Annotated in this window: 17 protein-coding genes and 1 pseudogene; 10 read left to right on the top strand and 8 right to left on the bottom strand. The window is 71.4% G+C overall.

Translation table 11 applies throughout. From position 1 onward, the window contains the following. Positions 1–11: 11 nt before the first annotated feature. From ACGFRG_RS04480 to ACGFRG_RS04470, 3 genes are read right to left on the bottom strand one after another with little or no spacing between them, the layout of a single operon-like run. On the bottom strand, positions 12–794 hold the full coding sequence (locus ACGFRG_RS04480; protein ID WP_361423689.1) for an amino acid ABC transporter ATP-binding protein: 783 nt from the start codon (positions 792–794) through the stop codon (positions 12–14). Positions 795–801: 7 nt separating this feature from the next. Beyond that, complete coding sequence (locus tag ACGFRG_RS04475; protein ID WP_393261231.1) at positions 802–1,602, bottom strand: amino acid ABC transporter permease; 801 nt, start codon at positions 1,600–1,602, stop codon at positions 802–804. Next, positions 1,599–2,426 (bottom strand): transporter substrate-binding domain-containing protein, encoded by an 828-nt coding sequence (locus ACGFRG_RS04470; protein ID WP_393261229.1) that lies wholly within the window; start codon positions 2,424–2,426, stop codon positions 1,599–1,601. Before ACGFRG_RS04470 ends, ACGFRG_RS04475 begins: the two co-directional genes overlap by 4 nt. A 222-nt stretch (positions 2,427–2,648) precedes the next feature. Between ACGFRG_RS04470 and ACGFRG_RS04465 the strand changes: the two genes are divergently transcribed. Both ACGFRG_RS04465 and ACGFRG_RS04460 read left to right on the top strand, forming a co-directional pair. Beyond that, the gene (locus ACGFRG_RS04465) at positions 2,649–3,476 is read left to right on the top strand and encodes an SAM-dependent methyltransferase (protein WP_361423695.1); all 828 of its coding nucleotides are present in this window, start codon (positions 2,649–2,651) and stop codon (positions 3,474–3,476) included. Positions 3,477–3,662: 186 nt separating this feature from the next. Continuing rightward, complete coding sequence (locus tag ACGFRG_RS04460; RefSeq protein ID WP_361423697.1) at positions 3,663–4,331, top strand: DUF6445 family protein; 669 nt, start codon at positions 3,663–3,665, stop codon at positions 4,329–4,331. 10 nt (positions 4,332–4,341) lie between these two features. On the opposite strand, the gene ACGFRG_RS04455 is transcribed toward ACGFRG_RS04460, so the two are convergent. Continuing rightward, entirely contained in the window at positions 4,342–5,130 is a 789-nt protein-coding gene (locus tag ACGFRG_RS04455; protein WP_393261826.1) for a putative protein N(5)-glutamine methyltransferase, read from the bottom strand. 137 nt (positions 5,131–5,267) lie between these two features. Here ACGFRG_RS04455 and ACGFRG_RS04450 point away from each other — a divergent pair, with 137 nt between their 5' ends. After that, complete coding sequence (locus ACGFRG_RS04450; protein ID WP_361423700.1) at positions 5,268–5,591, top strand: putative quinol monooxygenase; 324 nt, start codon at positions 5,268–5,270, stop codon at positions 5,589–5,591. A gap of 53 nt (positions 5,592–5,644) precedes the next feature. Here ACGFRG_RS04450 and ACGFRG_RS04445 read toward each other — a convergent pair whose 3' ends face one another. Beyond that, positions 5,645–6,064 (bottom strand): hypothetical protein, encoded by a 420-nt coding sequence (locus ACGFRG_RS04445; protein WP_361423703.1) that lies wholly within the window; start codon positions 6,062–6,064, stop codon positions 5,645–5,647. Positions 6,065–6,225: 161 nt separating this feature from the next. On the opposite strand from ACGFRG_RS04445, the gene ACGFRG_RS04440 reads away from it, so the two are divergent. Together ACGFRG_RS04440 and ACGFRG_RS04435 are read left to right on the top strand one after the other, a co-directional pair. Then, a complete protein-coding gene (locus ACGFRG_RS04440; RefSeq protein WP_361423706.1) occupies positions 6,226–6,990 on the top strand; it encodes a class I SAM-dependent methyltransferase in 765 nt (254 codons plus the stop codon). Between the two features lie 165 nt (positions 6,991–7,155). Then, positions 7,156–7,341 (top strand): hypothetical protein, encoded by a 186-nt coding sequence (locus ACGFRG_RS04435; RefSeq protein WP_393261225.1) that lies wholly within the window; start codon positions 7,156–7,158, stop codon positions 7,339–7,341. 22 nt (positions 7,342–7,363) lie between these two features. On the opposite strand, the gene ACGFRG_RS04430 is transcribed toward ACGFRG_RS04435, so the two are convergent. Then, positions 7,364–8,875, bottom strand: coding sequence for a carotenoid oxygenase family protein (locus tag ACGFRG_RS04430; protein ID WP_393261223.1), 1,512 nt, complete (start codon positions 8,873–8,875; stop codon positions 7,364–7,366). A 316-nt stretch (positions 8,876–9,191) separates the two neighbouring features. Here ACGFRG_RS04430 and ACGFRG_RS04425 point away from each other — a divergent pair, with 316 nt between their 5' ends. Further along, entirely contained in the window at positions 9,192–9,608 is a 417-nt protein-coding gene (locus tag ACGFRG_RS04425; protein WP_393261220.1) for an SsgA family sporulation/cell division regulator, read from the top strand. A gap of 99 nt (positions 9,609–9,707) precedes the next feature. Here ACGFRG_RS04425 and xylB read toward each other — a convergent pair whose 3' ends face one another. Beyond that, positions 9,708–11,192 (bottom strand): xylulokinase, encoded by a 1,485-nt coding sequence (xylB, locus tag ACGFRG_RS04420; protein WP_393261217.1) that lies wholly within the window; start codon positions 11,190–11,192, stop codon positions 9,708–9,710. Between the two features lie 179 nt (positions 11,193–11,371). Between xylB and xylA the strand changes: the two genes are divergently transcribed. Further along, positions 11,372–12,541: a xylose isomerase gene (gene xylA / locus ACGFRG_RS04415; protein WP_393261215.1), complete on the top strand. Its 1,170-nt coding sequence runs from the start codon at positions 11,372–11,374 to the stop codon at positions 12,539–12,541. Positions 12,542–12,599: 58 nt separating this feature from the next. Here the strand turns inward: xylA and ACGFRG_RS04410 are convergent, their stop codons facing one another. Beyond that, the gene (locus ACGFRG_RS04410; RefSeq protein ID WP_393261212.1) at positions 12,600–13,871 is read right to left on the bottom strand and encodes an ROK family protein; all 1,272 of its coding nucleotides are present in this window, start codon (positions 13,869–13,871) and stop codon (positions 12,600–12,602) included. Positions 13,872–14,051: 180 nt separating this feature from the next. Between ACGFRG_RS04410 and ACGFRG_RS04405 the strand changes: the two genes are divergently transcribed. The 3 genes and pseudogenes from ACGFRG_RS04405 to pulA all read left to right on the top strand — a co-directional run bounded on the left by ACGFRG_RS04405 (position 14,052) and on the right by pulA (position 22,042). Beyond that, complete coding sequence (locus tag ACGFRG_RS04405; RefSeq protein WP_361423724.1) at positions 14,052–14,699, top strand: LUD domain-containing protein; 648 nt, start codon at positions 14,052–14,054, stop codon at positions 14,697–14,699. 402 nt (positions 14,700–15,101) lie between these two features. Continuing rightward, positions 15,102–16,505 (top strand): annotated as a pseudogene (locus ACGFRG_RS04400) (alpha-amylase family protein); the annotation flags it as partial. Positions 16,506–16,672: 167 nt separating this feature from the next. Then, positions 16,673–22,042 carry a pullulanase-type alpha-1,6-glucosidase gene (pulA, locus tag ACGFRG_RS04395; RefSeq protein WP_393261209.1) on the top strand — a complete coding sequence of 1,790 codons (5,370 nt, stop codon included), beginning with the start codon at positions 16,673–16,675 and terminating at the stop codon, positions 22,040–22,042. Positions 22,043–22,044: the final 2 nt, after the last annotated feature.

Raw genomic sequence — 22,044 nt, 5'->3', positions numbered from 1 at the left:
CGTACCGCGGATCAGTCCTCCGGCGGCAGCTGCGAGGTCGGCCGGTCGGCGGCCGACGGGTCGAGGATGCGGTTGAGGAAGTTCCTCGTCCGCTCCTCCCGAGGGGCGCCGACCACCTGCGCCGCCGGGCCCTGCTCGACGATCACGCCGCCGTCCATGAACACCACCCGGTCGGCGACCTCGCGGGCGAAGCTCATCTCATGGGTGACGACCATCATCGTCATGCCCTCGCCCGCCAGTACCCGCATGACCGCGAGGACGTCCCCGACGAGCTCGGGGTCGAGCGCCGAGGTCGGCTCGTCGAAGAGCATCACCTCGGGGCCCATGGCGAGCGCCCGGGCGATGGCGACCCGCTGCTGCTGGCCGCCGGAGAGCTGGGCCGGGTACGCGTCGGCCTTCTCGGCGAGCCCCACCCGGTCCAGGTTCTCCCGCGCCACGGCCGCCGCCGTCTCCTTGCCCCGCCGCAGCACCCGGCGCTGCGGCAGGATCAGGTTCTCGGTGACCGTGATGTGCGGGAACAGGTTGAACTGCTGGAAGACCATGCCGATACGGCGGCGCACCGCGTCGATGTCGACGTCCAGGTCGGTGACCTCGGTGCCGCCCACGTACACCTGGCCCGCGCTCGGCTCCTCCAGCAGGTTGACGCACCGCAGCAGTGTCGACTTGCCCGAACCGGAGGGGCCGATGACGCACACCACCTCGCCCCGGGCGACCTCCAGGTCGATGCCGCGCAGCACCTCGTTGTCGCCGAACGACTTGCGCAGCCCGCGGATCTCGATCTCGTTCTGTGGCATCGCTTCCTCACCTCGCCTTGTCGGCGCGGGCTTCAAGGCGGCGCACCACGAAGCTCAGGGGCACGGTCACTATCAGGTAGCACAGCCCCGCGACCAGGATCGGCGTGGAGTTGGCGCTCTCGCTGGCCAGGTCCCGGCCGTACTTGGTGAGCTCCCGCTCCTCCAGGGTGACACCCAGGAACAGCACGAGCGAGGAGTCCTTGAAGAGCAGCACCAGTTCGTTGGTCAGCGGCGGGATGACGATACGGAACGCCTGCGGGATGATCACCGAGACCATGGCCCGCGCGTGCGAGAACCCCAGCGAGCGGGCCGCCTCCATCTGGCCCTTGGGCACCGCCTGGATCCCGGCCCGGATCGTCTCGGCCATATAGGCGGCGGCGACCAGACCGAGTCCGAGGGCGACCTTTCCGTACGTGCCGCCCGGGATCTCCGTGCCGGGGAACGCCAGCGGGACCGCCACCCCCACGAAGATGAAGATCAGCAGGGCGGGCAGTCCCCGGAACAGCTCGATGTAGATGCCGGCGACCCAGCGGTAGGGCGCCACCGAGGACAGCCGCATCAGCGCGACGATCAGACCGAGCACCAGGCCGAAGACGAAGCCGGAAAGGGTGTAGACGACGGTGTTGCGCAGGGCGGTGGTGATGATGTCCGGGAAGAGCTTGCGGACGAGGTCCGGCTGCGCGAACTGGTTCTGCAGCCTGCCCCAGTCGGCGAGCACGCCGATGGTGATCAGCACGCCCAGGAAGACCGCGTACTGGATGCCCTGCGAGACGCGCCTGCGCTGACGCCTCGTCAGGCGGGAGGTCACGAGTGGGCCTTGGGAAGCGGGCCGATCCACTCCTCGTACAGCTTGTTGTACGTGCCGTCCGCCTTGGCGTCCGTGATGGCTTTGTTGATGGCGTCGAGCAGCTTGGTGTTGCCCTTCTTGACCGAGAAGCCGTACTGCTCGCCGGTCGAGATGTTCTCGCCGAGCGCGAACTCGTCGGCGTTGGCCTTGTTCTTGAGCCAGCCCTGGACGACCGGGTAGTCGATGATGACGGCGTCGACCTGGCCGGTGCGCAGCCCGTTGAGCACCGCGTCCGAGCTCTCGAAGGCGACCGGGTTGAAGCCCTGGCCCTTGGCGTAGCTCTCGCCGGTGGTCTCCGCCTGGGCACCGAGCTTCTTGCCCTTGGCCTTGAGGTCGGCGAGCGAGGTGACGCCGCTCTTCTTGGTGGCGAGCAGCGCCTGGGTGGCGTCGAAGTAGGGCATCGAGAAGTCGACGTTCTTCTTGCGCTCGTCGGTGATGGTCATACCGGCGGCGGCGAGGTCGCACTGGCCCGAGTTGAGGAAGGCGCCGGTCTTGAAGTTTTCGAACGGAGTGTCGAGGATCTTCTGTTCGACCTTGAGGTTCTTGGCCACGAGGTCGATGAGGGACACGTCGAAACCCACGACCTTGCCGTTCTGCTCCGACTGGAAGGGCGGATACGGCAGATGGGTGCAGGTGGTCAGCTTGCCCTTCTTGACCACCGGAACTCCGCCCGCTGCCTCGCCGGAGCCGCCGCCCGACGACGAGCAGCCGGCGACCGCGAACAGCACGGCCGCGGCTGCTGTGGCGGTGGCGGATGTACGGATACGGTGAGCCGTCCTGGTCACGGTTGACCTCCATGGATACGGGGGTGGCTGAGGAGCGGAACCGTTCAGCCATGATCGTATGAGACTGGGGGTGACTTCGCCCGGGAACCCGGCAGGCGCGCCGATGACGTCATCCGTACACCCGGAGTCCGTGCGGCCCGGGGACGGGTTCGGCGACACAGTTCAACTTGGCCATCTAGGCTGATCATTGACAGTCCACCAGGCCCCCAGGAGACGACGCCCGTGACCGACAACCCGGCACACCTCGATGCTCCCGAGCACATTCGGAGCAGGATCAACACCGCCCAGCCGCACACCGCCCGGATCTGGAACTACTGGCTCGGCGGCAAGGACAACTACGAGGTCGACCGGGCGGTCGGCGACCAGATCCGCCAGCTGCACCCGGGCATCGGCGACTACGCGCAGGCGGACCGGCTCTTCCTCGGCCGCGCCGTGCGCCACCTCGTCGCCGACCGGGGCATCCGCCAGTTCCTCGACGTCGGCACCGGCCTGCCCACCGCCGACAACACCCACGAGGTGGCCCAGCGGATCGCGCCGGAGTCCCGGATCGTCTACGTCGACAACGACCCGCTGGTGCTCGCGCACGCCCGCGCCCTGCTGACCAGCACGCCCGAGGGCCGCACCGACTACCTGGACGCGGATCTGCGCGATGTGGACTCCATCCTGGAACACGCCGCCAAGACGCTGGACTTGAGTCGGCCCGTGGCCCTGATGCTGCTCGGCGTCGTCATCTTCATCGGGGACGACGAGCAGGCGTACGGCCTGGTGCGCAGGCTGATGGACGCGCTCGCCCCGGGCAGCTTCCTGGTGCTCTCGCACACCGTCACCCACCCGGACATGCCGGACGTGGACGAGGCCGTGGCGTTCTGGAACGAGCACGGCACGCCCAAGCTCACCCAGCGCACCCCGGAGCAGACCGCCCGCTTCTTCGACGGCCTGGAGATCCTGGAGCCGGGCGTCGTCTCGTGCTCGCGGTGGCGGCCCGAGGACACGTCGGCGCCGGAGCCGGACGAGGTCGCCATGTTCGGCGGCGTCGGCCGCAAGGCCTGACCCTCCCGACTCGCGCCGGGCCCGCTCCCGGCGGGCAATTGGTGCTGCCTTTGCCATTGCGGGGATCTCCCATGGGGAAGTCCCCGCAATGCGCCATTCGTCACGGGAAGCACTTCGCCGTCCCTTGACGCAAGGTTGACCAAGTCGCGGACGGCGACCGGCGGTTACGCCAGTAGGTTCGGCCGCATGCCCCCCAATCCCGCACTCCCGGTGCTCCCGTACCGCAAACCCACGCCAGGCCGGGACTACTGGGTCCTCGATGACGTCCTGCCCAATGTCGACGAGGTCCGCGCGCGCTGTCTGGCCAAGGGCGACTGGATCGAGGGATACCCCCGCAAGCCCGAGACCTGGCCCGGCCTGCGCACCATGCCCGGCCTTGAACCCGCCGAACTCGGCCGGGTGGAGCGGCTGGTGAGGAAGGCGACCGGGGCCCGCGAGCTCTGGCTCCAGAAGGCACCGGGCGGCGCCACCCTCAACCACAACTGCGTCCAGGTCGTCGGCAAGGACGAGAGCGAGCAGCGCCCGCACACCGACTCACGGGCGCTGTGCCGGTACGCCGCCGTGCTCTATCTCAACCCGGACGTGCCCAAGGACTGCGGTACGAGCTTCTTCCGGCAGAGCCTGCCCGGCGGTGTCCTCGGAGGCAACATCGTGGCGGCCCCGCACACCAACCTGGTCGAGGCGCTGGGCACCCGGTTCGTGCCGCCGAACTCCTTCACCGAGGACGTCCGCGTCCCGCACAAGTACAACCGGCTGCTCCTGTACAACGCCAACATGATCCACAGCGCCACGGGTTACTGGGGGAGCACGGTGGAGGACGGCCGGATGACGGCGGTCTTCTTCTGGATGGCGTAAGCCTCGTCGTTCAATGCGCCGGGGCGGGCCTGGTCGCGACGACGACCGTGGCGTACAGCTCGTCGCAGGTCGTCACGCGCGGCACCAGGCCGCCCCGGAGCACCGTCTCGACGGCGGTGGGCACCTGGCGCTCGCTGGTCTCGAAGAGCAGACAGCCGCCGGGCGCGAGCCACTCGGCCGCCTCGGCGGTGACCCGGCGCAGCACGTCGAGCCCGTCGCTGCCGCCGTCGAGCGCCACCCGCGCCTCATGGACGCGTGCCTCCGAGGGGAGCAGGGCGATCTCCTCGGTCGGTACGTACGGCACATTGGCGAGCAGGATGTCCACCCGGCCGCGCAGCGCGGCGGGCAGCGGCTCGAAGAGGTCGCCCTGGTAGACCCGGCCCCCGGCGGCGGCCACATTGCGCCGGGCGCAGGCCACGGCGGCCGGGTCGATGTCCGCCGCGTACAGCTCGGCCCGCCCGATCCCCGCGACGAGCGCCGCGCCCAACGCACCCGAGCCGCAGCACAGATCCACCACGACCGCGCCGGGACCTGCGAGCGCCACGGCCTGCTCGACCAGGAACTCCGTGCGGCGCCGGGGCACGAACACGGTCGGGTCCACCTCGACGCGTACCCCGCGGAACTCCGCCCAGCCCAGCACGTGTTCGAGCGGCAGCCCCTCGGCCCTGCGCCGCACCATGGCGTCCAGCTCGGTCGGGGTACGGGCGGTCGCGAGCAGCAGCTCCGCCTCGTCCTCGGCGAAGACGCAGCCGGCGGCGCGGAGTCGGGTGACCACGGTGGAGTGGGGGAGTGCGGTAATGGGTCTCACCTGGGATTCGGCGGGCGGAGGACTGCTTGGCGGCGGCAACAGTACCCCCGGCCACCGCGCACCACCGAGTGATGGAGCACGGCACCGCCAGTGGCCGGATCGGGCGGAGCCGTGCTTAGAATGCCTGAATGATCTTTATTGTCGTCAAGTTCGCCGTTAAGCCCGAGTACGCCGAGGAGTGGCCCCAGCACGTCGCGGACTTCACCAGCGCGACCCGGGCCGAGCCGGGCAACCTCTGGTACGAGTGGTCCCGCAGTCTGGAGGACCCGAACACGTACGTCCTCGTCGAGGCGTTCCAGGACGGCGCGGGCGAGGCCCATGTGAACTCCGACCACTTCCGCGCCGCCATGGAGACGATGCGCCCGCTCCTGCGCCGCACTCCCGACATCGTCAGCACGACGATCGAGGGTGCGGCGGGATGGAGCGAGATGGGCGAGCTGAGGATCGGCTAGCTCCGGCGCGCCGTCACCGGCGCGACGGAGGCGTCAGGTTCCCGTGGTGGCCGTCACTTGACGTTGACGGTCACCGACGGGGACGTGGTCTGGCCGTCCATCACCCGCAGTTCTTCCTTGGCCTTGGCGGTGAACTTGTGGTCAAGTGAGTAACTGCTGCCCTGCTTGATGGTGGTGCTGGGCTGCAGGGTCGTCCACTTGCCCTTGTTCTTGTGCTGAAGCACGACCTTGCTGCCTATGGACAGGCCCTTCGACCGGCCGGTGAAGGTGACCGTGTCGCCCACCTTGACGTCGGTCTTGCTGGCCTTGATGGTCAGCGAACCCGTCGCCGCCGAGGCGTGCTTGCTGCCGCTCGGCGTCGGTTTGGGGGTGGCGGCGGTCGCGATCGAGGTGGCCCCACCGGCCACCAGGGCGAAGGACAGGGCGCCCACTGCTGCCATCCGGGCACAGCGGTTGCTCAGAGTGGATTTCACGATGGTCTCTCCCGTCTCGGCCGACCCCCCAATAGGCCAATTCGTAACCCTTTCCGAGGTTATCCATGGATATGGGAATTCGGCGACCGGTGGCGCCGCGCCCCCGTGCTGACCAGGCCGGACCGCCCCTGCGCCGGATTCCGCCCCCTATGCTGAGGGCGATGTTCGCTCCCCAGGGCCCCACCTTCCGTGAACTCGCCGTTCAGGCACTGTCGTCGGTCGAGCACGGCTACGACCTGCTCGCGCCGAAGTTCGACCTCACCCCGTACCGCACGCCCGATGTCGTCCTGGACGCCGTCGCCCGGGTGCTGCGCGAGCTCGGCCCCGTCGGCCACGGGCTCGACCTGTGCTGCGGCACCGGCGCGGGCCTGGATGTGCTGCGGCAGGTGTGCCGCGAGCGGGTCGTGGGGCTCGATTTCAGCGCGGGGATGCTGACGGTGGGCCGGGCGCGTAGGGATGCCCGGGCCCCTGCGGACGCCGGGCGTGCGGACTCGGTCGGGGCGGATGCCGGGCGCATGGACTGGGTGCGGGCCGATGCCCGGGCGCTGCCGTTCGCGGCGGCCTTCGACCTCGTCGTCAGCTTCGGCGCGTTCGGGCACTTCCTGCCCAGGGAGCGGCCCGGTCTGTTCGCGCAGGTCCGCTCGGTGCTGCGGCCCGGCGGCCGGTTCGCCTTCCCCATCGCGGCCCCGCCCCGCCCCGGCTCGGCAGGCTACTGGGCCCTGCTCGCCTTCGACTCGGCGATGCGGGTGCGCAACGCGGTGTGGCGGCCCCGATTCGTCATGTACTACCGGGACTTCACGCTCTCGGAGGTGCGCGAGGAGCTGATCCGCGCCGGGTTCACGGTCGAACTGCGCGAGCTGCCGGAGGTGGGCCGACGCGCGGACGGTACGCCCCGCTGCCGCCTCGTGGTCGCCACGGCCGTCTGAAGAACGGGTGCCACCTGCGGGGATGACACCCGGTGACCATGCGGGTGGCGACGGGTGAGCATCGGTCGTAGCGTGACGGAGGTGCTTTCCACCGGGCCGCCGCCGCACGGCGCCGGCCCGGTGCTCGACAGACTCGGGGTCACGAGGTGAACACCCTTGCCCTCCGTGCACTTTCCTCTGATGCTGCCGCTCGCCGCGGCCGCCTTCTTCCTCTGGCGCAAAGGCGGCACCAAGCTCTCCCACGCGCTGGTCTGCGCGGGATTCGGCTTCTACTTCGCCGACACCGCCGCCGCGCCGTCGCTGCACAGCGCGGTCAACTCCGTCGTCGGCATGCTGAGCCAGCTGGGCTGAGCATGCCGACGGCTCTCGCGGCTCAGGCGTCGGGGACCCAGCTGCCGTGGAATCCCAGCGGTACGCGCCCGGGCAGGTGGATACGGGCGAGCGGCCGCCCGGTGAAGTCCTGCGCCGCCAGGATCAGCAGGTCGGCGGCACCGCGCTCGGGGTTGTGGACATAGGCGAGCGTATAGCCGTCGTCTTCGGCGGCCGTCGAGCCGCCGTCCGCCGGGACGAAGACGGCCTCGCCGGCGGCGGCGTCACGCGGCAGCCGGTGCACCTGTGAGGTGCCGCGCAGCAGATCGTGTTTGACCAGGGCGTTGCCGAAGGAACGGTCCGGGGGCACGCCGTCCGCCGTCAGATACGCCGTGGACATCGCGGCGGCGGCCGCCGTGTACCCGTACCGGTGGCGCCGGGACACCAGGGCCTCGTTGACGCGGGGGAACTCCTGCGGCCGGTCGTCCAGGCACCGGGTGCGGACCCTGCCGTCGGCCAGGTCGACCGTCCAGCGGTCCAAGGAGGCGGTCCCGAGCGCGGTGGGCCCGTCGGAGCCCTTCCCGGCGACGAAGAACGGCGCCGGGAAGGCGGTGAGGTCGACGACGACCGTGTCCCCTTCGTCGTACGCGTTGAGCGTGTGCGAGTAGAACGCGGGCCCGACCTCGAACCAGCGCACGCTGCCGCCCGCGCGCGGCAGCACACCGACCCGCGCAGGGTGCCGGTCGTTCCACACATACGGCACGGGCGCGCCCGACGCGGCCGCCGCCGCGTCGAAGGTGACCGGGAAGTCGAAGACGACCACATGCCGTTCGGTCAACGCGAAGTCGTGCATCATCGGGCTGTCGGCCACCGGGATCCGGGTGGTCCGGGCGACCCGGCCGGTCCGGTCGACGACCAGATGACGCACGTGGTCCCAGGTGGGGTAGTAGGCGATGGCGTGCAGTTCGTCGGCGCGCGCGTCGTACTTGGTGTGCGCGGTGAAGGCGCCGCGCAGACTGGAGCCGAAGTCGTACGGGCGCACGGTGTTGAGCTCGCCGTCGAGCTCGTACGGCAGCGGCCCGCTCTCCTGAAGTGCGAGGATGCGCCCCTTGTACGGGATGACGTGCGTGTTGCAGGCGAAGTCGTCCTCGGGGACGGGCCCTTGGCGGGTCTCGCCGAGCTTCCTGGCCACGGCGGCCGACCGCACCCAGCGGTTGCGGTACCACTCGGCCCGCCCGTCGCGCAGCCGCACCCCGTGGACCATGCCGTCGCCGAGCATCCAGTGGTGCGCCCGGGGGTCCTCCAGGCCGAGCACATTGGGGCCGGTCCGCAGGTAACGCCCGTTGAGCGAGCGGGGGATGCGGCCGGTGACGGGGAGGCCGAACGCGGTGAGCTCCTCGGTGACGGGGGTGAAGGCTCCGTGCAGGAAGGGCTGGGAGGCGGCGCCCGAACCGGAGGGCCCGGTTCGTCGCCCGAGCGGCGCCGCGCCCGCCACACCGCCCCGGGCGGCCAGGAAGCCCCCTGCGGCCGCGCCCGCCGCGCCGCGCAATACGTTCCGCCGACTGTGCTCACCCATGCCGGGCCCCCTGCTCCGTCGTCCGTGCCGGTCCGTGACCTCTGTCGCCGACGATCGTCCGCCGGGGACGGGGTGCGGGTCAGGAGGTCTGGGCCCCGGACGGGGGTGGTGCCAGCCCCCGAAGCGGCGCGCCCGCTCCGGAATCCGTCCAGGTTTTCCGCACGAATTCCAAGGCCAGGTGTTGAATGTGTGACTATTGAGATGATGTGATGCGAGTCACAGATCGGGAAGCCGGGGTCCGTCCCACGGGCCGTCTGCCGAGGCCGTACGGGCGAAGGAGCCGGAACCGCAGCGCCGGTCAGCAAGGAGCGAGCCGATGTCACCCACCGTCGAACAGTCCGTCCTGGCCCGCCTCGTCACCGATGCGTCCCACTCGGTCACCATCTCGGTGACCCTCGGCTACAGCGCCGCCGACCCACTGGCGGTCGCGATGGCGTTCCCGCCCGAGGTCTCGCTCCACGACGAGGGCGTGACCTGGGTCTTCGCCCGCAATCTGCTCGACGGGGGCCTGCGCGCCGAGGTCGGCGCGGGCGACGTCCACCTGTGGCCGACCGGCCGCACGCACACCATGGTCGAACTGAGCTCCCCGGACGGCCGCGCGCTCCTGGAATTCAAAACGGCGGCGCTGCGGAGCTTCCTGTTCCTCACGTACGCGGCGGTCCCGGCCGACGTGGAGGACCAGGACCTGGACATGGACAGCGCCCTTGCGGAACTGCTGCGAGAGAGTCACTGAGCCCCGGGCTCGGCGACGCTTTGTGTGGTGCCGTGCCCCGTAAGGGGCGCGGGAACCGCGCGACCAGCCCCGACGGTCCCCACCCGAACGGCGAAGCGCCTACCGCCCGCCACCGAGCAGCCCGGGCCCGGCGTGATCCAGGACCGAGGCGATCCGCGACCACGTCTGCGTATCCCGCGCCACCGGGGCAAGCGCGCGCCCCGACCCCGCACCCCACTGCGCCGCCGCACCCACCGCGTCCCCACCCGTCGCCGCCGCCAAGGCCAGCGCGGCGGCCCCGAGCGCGACCGGCTCGGCGACCCGGGGGACGATCACCGGGCGCCCTGAGAGCCGCCGCGCGGTCTCGACCCATGTACGCCCCCGCGCGCCCCCGCCGATCAGCCGCAGCGGACGGTCCGCGACGCCGGGGGCGGACGGGTCGAGCCCGCACGCGCGCAGCACGTCGTCGAGGGCGCGCAGCGCGGTGAACACGGCGCCCTCGTACGCCGCGCCGAGCAGCTGACGTCCCGAGGTGGCGTGCCGCAACCCCGTGAGCAGTCCGGCGGCGGTGGGCAGATCGGGGGTGCGCTCGCCGTCGAGATACGGCAGGAACACCGCCTCGCCACCGGGCGCCGCGTCCTCGCGGTCGAGGCCGAGCAGGGCCGCCACCTTGTCGACGGCGAGAGTGCAGTTCAGGGTGCAGGCGAGCGGCAGGAAGGCGCCGTCGGTGGCGGCGAAACCGGACAGCGCGGGCGAGACGGGCCGCGTACGCGTCGCGGCGAACACCGTCGCGGAGGTGCCGAGGCTGAGGACGGGGTGGTCGAGCAGTCCGCTGCCGCCCAGACCGAGCCCCACCGCGGCGGCCATGTTGTCCCCGGTCCCGGCGGCGACCGCGATCCCGGCCGGCAGTCCGAGCGCCTCGGCGGCGGTGGCGGTCAGGGATCCTGCGCGAACGGCTCCGCCAGGCGCGACCTGCGGCAGCAAGTCGACCTCCAGCCCGATGAGTTGAAGCAGCTCGGGGTCATAGGTGCCGGTCGCCGTCGCGTACCAGCCGGTGCCCGAGGCGTCCCCGGGGTCGGTGACGGCGACGCCCGCCAGCCGCTCGGTGAGGAAGTCGTGGGGGAGCCGGACCCCGGCCGCCGCGGCGGCGGTCGCGGGCTCGTTCTCGTACAGCCAACGCCACTTCGCGGCGGTCACGGCGGCGACCGGGACCGAACCGGTGCGGGCCGTCCACGCCGAGGGGCCGCCGAGTGCTTCGGTGAGGGCGGCGGCCTGCGGGGCGGAGCGGGTGTCGTTCCAGAGCAGGGCGGGGCGCAGCGGGCGCCCGGCCCGGTCGAGGACGACCAGGCCGTGCTGCTGTCCGGCGACCGCGATGCCGACGACGGCCGAGGCGGGCACGCCCGACTCCTTCAGTCCGGCCGCGACGGCCTCGCCCAGCGCGCGCCACCACTGATCGGGGTCGCTCTCGCGGGCCCCGGCCGTGCCCTCGACCCGGTGCGGGGCGCGGCCCACGGCGAGCGTGTGCCCGGTGTCCGCGTCGACGAACAGCGCTTTGGTGGACTGCGTGGAGCTGTCCACCCCGATGACGACCGGGCCCGGCGGCATAGGGACACCCCTTCTTCGACTCTTCGACGGAACGCGCACCGCGCCCCCGAACGGCGCTCGGATCCTGATTTGCACGCGGCAGGAACAAATTAGGCGAACGCCCGGGGTTCCGGAAGCCGCCGCGATCATGCCATATTCGTCATGTCAGAAAACAAATAGCGTACCGAGGTGACAGGACGATGACGGAACGCTTCACCCCCACCCCCGAGGACAAGTTCACCTTCGGCCTGTGGACCGTGGGCTGGCAGGGGCGCGACCCGTTCGGCGACGCGACCCGCGCGCCCCTCGACCCGGTGGAGACGGTCCATCGGCTCGCGGACCTCGGGGCGTACGGCGTGACCTTCCACGACGACGACCTGATCCCGTTCGGCGCGTCCGAGGTCGAGCGGGAGGCGCGCGTCAAGCGCTTCCGGCAGGCGCTCGACGCCACCGGGCTCGCGGTCCCGATGGCCACCACCAACCTGTTCACGCACCCCGTCTTCAAGGACGGCGCCTTCACCGCCAACGACCGTGACGTACGCCGGTTCGCGCTGCGCAAGACGCTGCGCAACATCGACCTCGCCGTGGAGCTGGGCGCGCGGGTGTACGTGGCGTGGGGCGGCCGGGAGGGCGCGGAGTCCGGGGCGGCGAAGGACGTGCGGGTGGCGTTCGACCGGCTGAAGGAGGCGTTCGACCTGCTGGGCGAGTACGTGCTGAGCCAGGGGTACGACCTGCGGTTCGCCGTCGAGCCCAAACCGAACGAGCCGCGCGGGGACATCCTGCTGCCGACCGTCGGGCACGCCCTCGCCTTCATCGAGCGCCTTGAGCACCCCGAACTCGTCGGCGTGAACCCGGAGACGGGGCACGAGCAGATGGCCGGGCTCAACTTCACCCACGGCATCGCCCAGGCGCTGTGGGCGGGCAAGCTCTTCCACATCGACCTCAACGGCCAGTCCGGCATCAAGTACGACCAGGACCTGCGGTTCGGGGCGGGGAACGTGCGCGACGCGTTCTGGGTGGTCGACCTGCTGGAGTCGGCGGGCTACGAAGGCCCGCGCCACTTCGACTTCAAGCCGCCGCGCACGGAGGACGCCGCCGGGGTGTGGGCGTCGGCGGCGGGCAACATGCGCACGTATCTGATCCTGCGCGAGCGTGCCGCCGCGTTCCGCGCCGACCCGGTGGTGCGGGAGGCGCTGCGCGCTGCGCGGCTCGACGACCTCGCCCGGCCGACGGCGCCGGACGGCCTCGCCGGGCTGCTCGCGGACCGGTCGGCCTTCGAGGAGTTCGACCCGGAGGCGGCGGGGGCGCGCGGCATGGCGTTCGAGCGCCTCGACCAGCTGGCGATGGACCACTTGCTGGGGGTGCGCTGAGGCGTATCGAGCAGTGACGCTCGCGAGTGCTGGGCGCGTGCCGACGCGTGTCCGGGGATCAGCGCGGCTCGTCCGGAGCCGACGTGGCCGACGCGGCCGGCTCGTCCCGTGCCCAGCCCGCCGGGTCGTCCAGGACGTCCTCGACCACCAGCGCCGCCGCGCCGCGCGCCGCGTCGCCCGCCGCCGACGAGGCGCGTAGCCGCCCGCTGCCCCCGGACCACAGGCCCGACACCACGCGTTCGGCGAGTTCCGCGTCGGCCGGGGGCGACAGCCAGGGCAGCAGCGCGCGGTAGATCCCGCCCAGGACGACGGCCTGCGGGTCGAGGAGGTTGACCGCGCCGGAGAGCACCCGTCCCAGCATCAGCCCGGCCGTGCCGATGACGGTGACCGCCCGCTCGTCGCCCGCGCGGGCCCGGCGCTCCAGCTCGGCGACGCCCGCCGCACCGGAGTCCTCGTCGATGCCCGCCGCGCGCAGCAGCGCGAGCTGGCCCGCGTACTGCTCCAGGCAGCCGCGCGCGCCGCAGCGGCACGGGGGACCGGCCGGGTCGAGCGGCACATGGCCGATCTCCCCGGCGAAGCCATGGGCGCCGCGCAGGAGTTCACCGTCGAGCACCAGCGCGCCGCCGACCCCGATCTCGCCGGAGACGTACAGGAACGTACGGGCCTCGTCCCGGCCGCCGAACCAGAGCTCCGCGAGGGCCGCCAGGTTGGCCTCGTTCTCCGAACGGACCGCCAGCGCGCCCGTGCCGGGGCGCAGTTCGCCGAGGGAGCGCGCGAACAGGTCCTGCGCGGGAACCCGGTTCCAGCCCAGGTTGGGTGCCTGGCGGACCTTGCCCGCGGCGACCAGGCCCGGCAGCGCGAGCGTCACACCGGCCGGGCGCAGCTCCTGCTCCTGGGCCGAGTCCAGGGCCCGCGCGGCGATCCGGGCCGCGCGGGCCAGCACGTCGGCGGGCGCGGCGCCCCGGTTGTCCACGTGCTCGGTGAGCCGCACCCGGTCGGTTCCGGCCAAGTCGACGACGCACACGGTGACATAGTCGACGTTGATCTCGACCCCGGCTCCGGCGGGTCCGGTCCGCGCGGGCTTGAGCACGGTGCCCGGCCGCCCGGCCTGCCCGCTGAACGTCTTGCCCGACTCGGTCAGGCACCCGCTCTCCAGCAACTGCTCCACCAGCGACGACACGGCGGCCCGGGTCAGCCCCACCCGCGCCGCGACGGCGGCCCGGGTCGTCTCGCCCTCGTCGTGGACCGCCCGGAGCACCAGGCTGAGGTTGTGCCGGCGCACGGTGTCCTTGTCGGCCTTGGGCGCCAGCGGAGTGGGGTTGCTCTTCATCTCGTGGCCGAGCCTATGCGATCGGACGGGCGCCGCAGTTGACCGATCCGGGGTCGCTCGAAACGCGATGCGCGTCCCGGCGCTAGTTTTTGCTGCGGAGTCCGATCGAGACGTCGGACACGGGGCCGCCCGGCGCGACGGGTGCGCGGGGCGGCGATATCTCTTGTGAAGGGCATGACCATGAGTGAGAAGACCATCGAGACGCTGCCGGCCGACGAGACGTTCGCGGTCGCGGCGAGCGCCGAGAGTGTCGAGCGGGCGGCCGAAGCCCTGCGCGGCAACGGCTTTGTGGTGCACATAGTGGACACGGCGGCCGACGCCCGCAAGCTGGTGACCGAGGCGCTGCCCACCGACAAGGCGGTCTTCGCGGCGACGAGCGAGACCCTGCGGCTCTCCGGCATCCAGGCGGACATCGACGAGTCGGGCCGCTTCAAGAGCGTGCGCGCCGAGCAGGCCGACTGGGACCAGCGCGGCGCCCGCCGCGACGACGTGCGCACCTCGCGCTCCGCGCCCGACGTGGTGGTGGGCAGCGTGCACGCCGTCACCGAGGACGGGCGCCTGGTCACCGGCTCGGCCAGCGGCAGCCAGCTCGCCGCCTATGTGTTCGGCGCGGGCAGGACGATCTGGGTGGTCGGCGCCCAGAAGGTCGTCGCCGACCTGGACACCGCGCTGCGCCGCCTGGAGACGTACTCGCTGCCCAAGGAGGACGTCCGCGCCCAGACGGTGATGGGCCAGCGCAGCGTCCTCGCCAAGATCCTCATCAACGGCCGCGAGGTCATACCGTTCCGCAGCACGGTCGTCCTCGTCCGCGAGGCGATCGGCTTCTGACCCACATGGATATCGGCTTCTGACCCGCACAGATACGGAAGTCGTTCTCCGGGCCGCCGCATCGGCCGGCTCCGGGCACCCGGTCCTCGCGCCGGACGTGCCCGGACCGGCGTGGTGCGGCGGCCCGCGTGCGTACGGGGCCAGTGGGGGAACGTAACACCGTCACGACCCCGCGTGAAAGATCTTGCGGAGAGAAAGCGGCGAGATTTCCCCCATGTAGCGGCGTGGTGTCCGAAGGGTTGACCGGGGCGCGTCACCCGCCTACGGTCTCGAACCGCAACCTGTTTCTGCTTCTTGCAGCAAGAACATTCAAAGCCATTCAGAGACCTCCTGGGACGGCCGGGCCGCGTCGCCCCCGGAGGCCGCTCCGTCACCCCGTACCCCCGCACGGAGGATCCCCCCATGGACGGTCGGACCCGCAGCACCCCCCGCACCCGCAGATCTCTCGCCGCCGCTCTCGCCCTGGTCGGGGCGGCGGGCGGGCTCGTCGTCGGCTCTCCCGGGGCCGAGGCCGCGGCGCCCGGCCCCAAGGACGTGACCGCCGTCCTGTTCGAGTGGAACTTCGCCTCCGTGGCCAAGGCGTGCACCACTGAACTCGGCCCGGACGGCTATGGATACGTCCAGGTCTCGCCGCCCCAGGAACGTATACAGGGCGACCCGTGGTGGACCGCGTACCAGCCCGTCAGCTACAAGATCGGCAGTCGGCTCGGCGACCGGGCCGCGTTCCAGGCCATGGTGAACACCTGCCACGCGGCGGGCGTCAAGGTGGTCGTCGACTCGGTGATCAACCACATGACCAACGCGTCGGGCACCGGCTCGGCAGGCTCGTCCTTCACCAAGTACGACTACCCGGGCACCTACTCGGCGGCGGACATGGACGACTGCACCTCGCCGGTCACCAACTACCAGGACCGCTGGAACGTCCAGCACTGCGAGCTGGTGAACCTGGCGGACCTCGACACCGGCGAGGAGTACGTGCGCAAGACCATCGCCGGGTACCTCAACGACCTGCTCTCGCTCGGCGTCGACGGATTCCGCATCGACGCGGCCAAGCACATCCCCGCCGACGACCTCGCCAACATCAAGTCCCGGCTGAGCAACCCGGGCGTCTACTGGAAGCAGGAGACGATCTACGGCGCGGGCGAGGCCGTGCAGCCGACCGAGTACCTCGGGACCGGCGACGCCCAGGAGTTCCGCTACTCCTGGGACCTCAAGCGGGTGTTCAACAACGAGAAGCTCGCCTATCTGAAGAACTACGGCGAGGGCTGGGGCTATATGCCCAGCGGTCAGTCGTCGGTGTTCGTCGACAACCACGACACCGAGCGCGGCGGCCAGACCCTGAACTACAGGGACGGCGCCAGGTACACGCTCGCGCATGTCTTCATGCTGGCCTGGCCCTACGGCTCGCCCGACGTCCACTCCGGCTACGAGTTCAGCAGCACGGACGCCGGACCGCCCAACAGCGGCCAGGTGAACGCCTGTTACCAGGACGGCTGGAAGTGCCAGCACGCCTGGCCCGAGATCCGCTCCATGGTGAAGTTCCGCAACAGCGCGAGCGGCGCGGCCGTGAGCAACTGGTGGGACGACGGCAACAACGCCATCGCGTTCGGCCGGGGCGACAAGGCGTTCGTGGCGATCAACCACGAGGGCTCGTCGCTCACCCGGACCTTCCAGACCTCGCTCGCGGCGGGCGGCTACTGCGACGTCCAGAGCGGCAGGCCGGTCACCGTCGACGGCTCCGGGCAGTTCACCGCGACCCTCGCCCCGGACACCGCGCTCGCGCTGCACGTGGGCGCGAGGTCCTGTTAGGGACCACGGACACCGCGACCCGGCGCCACGAACACCCGCGAGGAAACCGCCCCGGGCGCCTCGCGCGGCTGATCCCCCACGGCCGGGCCGCCCGGCGCCGTCCACTCGGCGCCGGGCGGCCCAACGGCCCCCGCACCCATCCACGTACGACCGAGGAGTCCCCGGTGATCCCCCTGCGCAGAACCGCGGTCGCGCTCGCGGCCGCCCTGTGCGCGGCGCTCGTTCCCGCGCTGCCCGTCGCTGCCGCGCCACGGCCACCGGCGCCGCCCGGCGACGCACGGCTGGCCGCCGAGCCCGCCCGCCATGACGCGACGCGGGAGCAGTTCTACTTCCTGCTGCCGGACCGGTTCGCCAACGGGGACACCTCCAACGACCGCGGCGGTCTGGCCGGTTCGCGGCTGAGCACCGGGTACGACCCCACCGACAAGGGCTTCTACCAGGGCGGGGACCTCAAGGGGGTCACCCAGAAGCTCGACTACATCAAGGGGCTCGGGACGACGGCCATCTGGCTCGCCCCGATCTTCAAGAACAAGCCGGTGCAGGGCACGGGCAAGGACGCCTCGGCCGGCTACCACGGCTACTGGATCACCGACTTCACCCAGGTCGACCCGCACTTCGGCACCAACGCCGAGCTCGCCCACCTGATCGACCAGGCGCACGCCAAGGGCATGAAGGTCTTCTTCGACGTCATCACCAACCACACGGCGGACACCGTCGACTACGCCGAGAAGCAGTACGGCTACCGCTCCAAGGGCGCCTACCCCTATCTGGACACCCAGGGCCGCCCCTTCGACGACCGCGCGGGCGTCCCGAAGGTGAACGCGGCCTCCTTCCCGTACACCCCGGTGGTCCCGGCCGCCGAGAAGAACGCGAAGGTGCCGGCCTGGCTGAACGACCCGACGATGTACCACAACCGGGGCGACTCGACGTTCGCGGGCGAGAGCGCGGAGTACGGCGACTTCGCCGGACTCGACGACCTGTGGACCGAACGGCCCGAGGTCGTCGCGGGCATGGAGCGGATCTACGAGAAGTGGGTCGGCGAGTTCGGCGTCGACGGGTTCCGGGTGGACACGGTCAAGCACGTCGACATGGACTTCTGGACGCAGTGGGCGACGGCCCTCGACGCGTACGCGGCCCGGCACGGGCGCCCGAACTTCTTCCTCTACGGCGAGGTGTACTCCGGGGACCCGGCCATCACCTCCCCGTACGTCACCAAGGGCAGGCTGGACGCGACGCTGGACTTCCCGCTCCAGCAGGCGATGCGCGGCTACGCCTCGCAGGGCGGCTCGGCGGGGGACCTGTCGGCGGTCCTCGGCCAGGACTACCGCTACACCACCGACAAGGCCAACGCCTATGAGCAGGTGACCTTCCTCGGCAACCACGACATGGGCCGCATCGGCTCGTTCCTGCTCCAGGACAACCCCAAGGCCGACGGCGCGGAGCTGCTGCGGCGCGACGAGCTGGCCCATGAGCTGATGTTCCTCAGCCGGGGCAACCCGGTCGTCTACTACGGCGACGAGCAGGGCTTCACGGGCGCGGGCGGCGACAAGGACGCCCGCCAGACCATGTTCGCCTCCAAGGTCGCCGACTACCTGGACGACACCGAGATCGGTACGACCCGTACGCACGCGAGCAGTGCTTTCGACCCGGAGCACCCGCTCTACAAGGAGATCGCCGCTCTCTCCAGGCTCCGCAAGCAGAACCCGGCGCTCGCCGACGGGGTGCAGACCGAGCGGTACGCGGCGGCGGGCAAGGGCGTCTACGCCTTCTCCCGCACCGACGCCAAGAGCGGCACCGAATACGTGGTCGCGGTCAACAACGCGACCGAGGCGAAGAGCGCCGAGTTCGTGACCGGCTCCGCGAACACCGCCTTCCACGGCATCTACGGCGCGTCCGACACCGCCACCACCTCCGCCGACCGGCGCATCTCCGTAAAGGTGCCCGCGCTCTCCGCCGTCGTCTACAAGGCGGCCAAGCCGCTCGGCGCCCCCGCCACCAAGCCCTCCCTCACGCTGCGGGCCCCGGCCGCCGGTGCCACCGGCGACGTCGAGGTCGCGGCGGACGTCGACGGCGGGCAGCTGAACCGGGTGGTGTTCGCCGCCCAGGTCGGCAACGCCAAGTGGCAGGTCCTCGGCTCCGCCGACCACGCCCCGTACAAGGTGACGCAGAATCTTCCCGGCACGATTGCCGCCGGAACTCCCGTGCGTTACAAGGCAGTTGTGGTCGATTCGGCCGGGCACACCGCGAGCGCCACCGCCGCGACGACCAGCGGTACGCCCGTGGCCGACCCCGTCCCCACCGCCACCAGCCGTGACTACGCGATCGTCCACTACAAGCGCCCCGCCGGCGAGTACGCCGACTGGCGGCTGTACGCCTGGGGCGACCTCGCCGACGGCGAGTCCACCACCTGGCCCGCCGGCCACGACTTCGTGGGCCGGGACGCCTACGGTGCCTTCGCGTACGTCAGGCTGAAGCCGGGCGCGTCGAGTGTCGGCTTCCTCGTGGTCGACAAGAACGGCACCAAGGACGTCGCCGCCGACCGCACCATCGACCTGTCGAGGACCGGCGAGGTCTGGGTCGAGCAGGGCAAGGACGGTCTGTCCACCACGCCGCCCGCCGGGGCCCGCCCGCCGCAGGACACCACCAAGGCCGTCGTCCACTACCACCGCGCGGACGGCGACTACTCCGGCTGGGGCATGCACACCTGGACCGGCGCCGCCTCGCCGACCGACTGGTCCAGCCCGCTGAAGCCGGTGCGCACCGACGCCTTCGGCGCGGTCTTCGAGGTGCCGCTCAAGGACGCGGCGAGCAGCCTGAGTTACATCGTCCACAAGGGCGACACCAAGGAGTTCGCCACCGACCGGTCGCTGGACTTCTCGGCGTACGGACACGAGGTGTGGCTCCTGGACGGGGTGGAGAAGTACCTGCTGCCCTCGGTCGCGGGCTCGGCCGCCGACCTCGACCTGAACAAAGCCAAGGCGCAGTGGATCGACCGCGACACCGTCGCCTGGGACACCGGGGCCACGGCGGCCAGCTACCAACTGGTGTACGCGCCGGACGGCGGCCTCGCCGTCAAGGACGGCGTCCTCACCGGCGACGGCCGCTGGCTGCGGCTCAGCCCCGTCAAGGGCGGGCTCACCGACGCCCAGAAGGCCAAGTTCCCGCACCTGAAGAAGTACGCGGCCTTCACGGTCGACCCGCGCGACCGTGCCCGGGTGACTCAGGCCCTGACCGGCCAGATCGTCGCCACCCAGCGCCTCGACAACGGCGCGCTGCTCGCCGCCACCGGCGTCCAGACCCAGGGCGTCCTCGACGACGTGTACAGCCCGGCGGCGACCCGGGCCGCGCTCGGCCCGGTGTTCCGCGCGGGCCGTCCCACCCTTTCGCTGTGGGCCCCCACCGCCCAGCGGGTCGCGCTCGAACTGGACGGCCGCACGATCGCGATGCACCGCGACGCGGCCTCCGGTGTCTGGTCGGTCACCGGCCCCAGGGGCTGGGCGGGCAAGCCGTACCGGTACGCCGTGACGGTGTGGGCGCCCAGCGTCCAGAAGGTCGTCACCAACCTGGTCACCGACCCGTACGCGACCGCGCTCACCACCGATTCGGCCCGCAGCCTGGTGGTCGACCTCGCCGACCCGAAGCTCGCGCCCAAGGGGTGGGCGGCCCTGCGCAAGCCCGCCGCCGTGCCGCTGCGCGCCGCGCAGATCCAGGAGCTGCACATCCGCGACTTCTCCATCGCGGACCCCACCTCCCGCCACCCGGGCCAGTACCTGGCGTTCACGGACACCGGCTCGGACGGCATGAAGCACCTGACCCAACTCGCCCGCTCGGGCACCTCGTATGTGCATCTCCTGCCCGCCTTCGACATCGCCACGATCCCGGAGAAGAAGTCCGACCAGGCCGTGCCGGCCTGTGACCTGAAGGTGTACGCGCCGGACTCGGCCGAGCAGCAGGCGTGTGTGGCGAAGAGCGCCGCGAAGGACGCGTACAACTGGGGCTACGACCCGCTGCACTACACCGTGCCCGAGGGCTCGTACGCGAGCGACCCGGAGGGGACCCGGCGCACGGTCGAGTTCCGGCAGATGGTGCAGGGCCTGAACAGGGCCGGGCTGCGCACGGTGATGGACGTGGTCTACAACCACACCACCGCCAGTGGCCAGGCCGACCATTCGATCCTCGACAAGATCGTGCCCGGCTACTACCAGCGGCTGCTCGCGGACGGCACGGTGGCCACCTCCACCTGCTGCGCCAACACCGCGCCCGAGAACGCCATGATGGGCAAGCTCGTCGTGGACTCGGTGGTCACCTGGGCCAAGCAGTACAAGGTCGACGGCTTCCGCTTCGATCTGATGGGCCATCACCCCAAGGCCAACATCCTGGCCGTCCGTACGGCGCTCGACGCGCTGACCATGGCCAAGGACGGCGTGGACGGCAAGAAGATCGTGCTGTACGGGGAGGGCTGGAACTTCGGGGAGGTCGCCGACGACGCGCGGTTCGTCCAGGCCACCCAGAAGAACATGGCGGGCACCGGCATCGCGACCTTCTCGGACCGGGCGCGCGACGCGGTGCGCGGCGGCGGCCCCTTCGACGAGGACCCGGGCGTCCAGGGCTTCGCCTCGGGTCTGTACACCGACCCCAACGCGTCGACGGCCAACGGAACTCGGGCCGAGCAGCGCGCCCGGCTGCTGCACTACCAGGACCTGATCAAGGTCGGCCTCTCCGGCAACCTGGCCGCGTACACCTTCACCGACACCTCGGGCCGCACCGTCAAGGGCTCGGACGTCGACTACAACGGCGCACCGGCCGGATACGCCGCCGCCCCCGGCGACGCGCTCGCCTACACCGACGCGCACGACAACGAGTCGCTGTACGACGCGCTCGCCTTCAAGCTGCCGCAGGCGACCTCGGCGGCCGACCGGGCCCGGATGCAGGTGCTCGCGCTGGCGACCGCCACGCTCTCGCAGGGCCCGGCGCTCTCCCAGGCCGGTACGGATCTGCTGCGCTCCAAGTCCCTGGACCGCAACTCCTTCGACAGCGGCGACTGGTTCAACGCGATCCACTGGAACTGCGCGGACGGCAACGGCTTCGGCCGGGGGCTGCCGCAGGCGGCGGACAACAAGTCCAAGTGGCCTTACGCCAAGCCCCTGTTGACCGCCGCCACGCTCACAGTCGGCTGCCCGCAGATCAACGGCGCCTCCGCCGCGTACCAGGATCTGCTCAGGATCCGTACGACCGATCCGGCGTTCCGCCTCGCCACCGCCGCCGAGGTGCAGAGCGCGCTCTCGTTCCCGCTCTCGGGCCGGGACGAGACCCCGGGCGTGATCACCATGCGGCTCGGCGGCCTGGCCGTCGTCTTCAACGCGAGTCCGGACCGGCAGACCCAGCGGGTCCCGGCCCTGGCGGGCACGGCGTACGCCCTGCACCCGGTCCAGGCGTCCGGCGCCGACGCGACCGTCAAGTCCTCGGCGTACGAGGCGAGTTCGGGAACGTTCACCGTCCCCGGGCGCACGGTCGCGGTGTTCGCGCGGCGGTAGAG

Source organism: Streptomyces sp. NPDC048696 (assembly GCF_043198895.1).
Taxonomy (GTDB): Bacteria; Actinomycetota; Actinomycetes; order Streptomycetales; family Streptomycetaceae; genus Streptomyces.
Note: the sequence above shows the minus strand (reverse complement) of the source record. Positions and strands in the feature narration are given on the sequence as shown.